Source organism: Candidatus Burkholderia verschuerenii (assembly GCF_001189365.1).
Lineage (GTDB): Bacteria > Pseudomonadota > Gammaproteobacteria > Burkholderiales > Burkholderiaceae > Caballeronia > Caballeronia verschuerenii.
The window spans coordinates 1-1,873 of the sequence record NZ_LFJJ01000345.1; the positions used below are offsets into that span (position 1 = coordinate 1).

The 1,873-nt window shown below is 44.2% G+C and carries 3 protein-coding genes; all 3 read left to right on the forward strand.

The features are described 5' to 3' along the window. Positions 1 to 1,206: aspartic protease family protein (locus BVER_RS36090; protein ID WP_157056291.1), on the forward strand; the 1,206-nt coding region annotated here is incomplete at its 5' end. A 15-nt stretch (positions 1,207 to 1,221) separates the two neighbouring features. Then, on the forward strand, positions 1,222 to 1,440 hold the full coding sequence (locus BVER_RS36095; RefSeq protein ID WP_050456121.1) for a reverse transcriptase family protein: 219 nt from the start codon (positions 1,222 to 1,224) through the stop codon (positions 1,438 to 1,440). Then, a complete protein-coding gene (locus BVER_RS36100) occupies positions 1,412 to 1,705 on the forward strand; it encodes a reverse transcriptase domain-containing protein (protein ID WP_369094846.1) in 294 nt (97 codons plus the stop codon). Before BVER_RS36095 ends, BVER_RS36100 begins: the two co-directional genes overlap by 29 nt. Positions 1,706 to 1,873: the final 168 nt, after the last annotated feature.

A 1,873-nucleotide genomic window follows, 5' to 3' on the forward strand; every position in this document is an offset into this window, starting at 1 on the left:
GGATTGAGGATTGAGATACAGAATGCAAGGTTGGCAGCTAGAGTGACCACTTATGCTGAGGCCGTGGAGTTTGCTCAGAGAATTGAGGATGGCCAGACTCACCTGCGTGAGTTCCAGAACAATCGGAGGTCGACTTTCCGAGGAACACCAGCTGTGAAAGGAAAGGAGCCACAAGGGCCGAAACCTGTTCCACCAAAGATAACTGCATGTGTTAAATGTCTTGCGGAAGTTGGAAAAGGGCCCGCAGGAAAGAAACCAGCGGCATCGGTTGTTTGTCGTTACTGCAATAAGCCTGGACATGTGGAGGCTGATTGTTGGAGGAAGTCCAACAAGTGCTTACGGTGTGGAAGTGCAGACCACCGTATCCTGAAATGTCCTTTTGTCACTTTGGATCAAGCTAGTGCAGGAACCAAGCCAGGAGTTTCGGACACTGCTAAGAAGGCCAAGGTTCCGGCCAGAGTTTATACGCTGGGGGCTGAGGAAGAAGATAAGGGAGCAAGCGTTGTTGAAGGTACGCTTCCTATTTTCGGTCAAGTACTTAAGGTTTTAATTGATCCCGATTCCACCCACTCATTTATAAACCCTGAAAATTTGGAAAAACTGGGTAATAAAGTAGAGACGTTACCGTTCTGGGTCGAAATCGGTACGCTGATGGAAATGCCACAAATTCAGACAGATAGGGTATGTAAGAATTGTGAGGTGAGCATTAAGGGTAAAATATTCCATGTAGACTTGATCTTACTACCTGTACGAGGATACGAGGTAATATTGGGGATGGATTGGCTGAGTCGTCATTACGCTCAGATCAATTGTAGGACTAAGGAGATTTGTTTCACCATTCCTGTGGAGACAATCTTGCAGTACACTTTAAAACCATTGGTAGGTACACCAGAGATGATATCAGGAGAGAAAGCTAGGAAACTCATATTTAAGGGAGCCACTGGATTCCTAGCTAGACTTTCAGATCAATATAAGGATAAACAAAGTGTGGATCAGGTGGAGGTGGTAAAGGAATTTGTAGATGTGTTTCCTGAGACACTAAGTTCGGCACCGCCTGATCGGGAATTAGAATTTACCATTGACCTAGTACCTGGAGTTGAACCCATTTCAAAGACCTCGTATAGAATGGCACCAGCTGAACTACAAGAACTAAAGACACAGCTACAGGAGTTGCTGAGTCAAGGATTCATTAGACCAAGTACATGACCCTGGGGTGCCCCGGTGTTGTTTGTTAAGAAGAAAGACGGGACCCTAAGATTGTGCATTGATTATCGAGGGTTGAACAATGTTACTATTAAGAACAAGTACCCGTTACCCTTGATAGAAGAATTATTAGTCCAATTGCAAGGTGCTCGAGTGTTTTCCAAGTTGGATTTGAGGCAAGGGTATTATCAGTTAAAGATTAAGGAGGGTGATATACCCAAAACGTACGGCATTTAACTCGAGGTATGGCCATTATGAGTTTGGAGTTATGTCGTTCGGGTTAACCAATGCACCTGCTGCATTTATGGATTTGATGCAGAGAGTGTTTCGGCCTTACCTCGATCAGTTCATCATAATTTTTATTGATGATATACTGATTTATTCGAGGAGTCGGGAGGAACACCAGGAGCATTTGAGGATTGCTTTACAAACCCTGAGAGAGAATAAGTTATACGCCAAATTCAGTAAGTGTGAATTTTGGCTGGAGAGGTCACGTTTTTAGGACACGTGATTTCGGAAGAAGGAATCATGGTTGACCCTGCCAAGGTAATGGCAGTAATGGATTTGAGGCAACCTCGTACAGTAACAGAGGTTCAAATTTTTCTAGGTTTGGCCGGCTATTACAGGCGTTTCATTTAGGATTTTTCCCGTATAGCTGGGCCTTTGACTA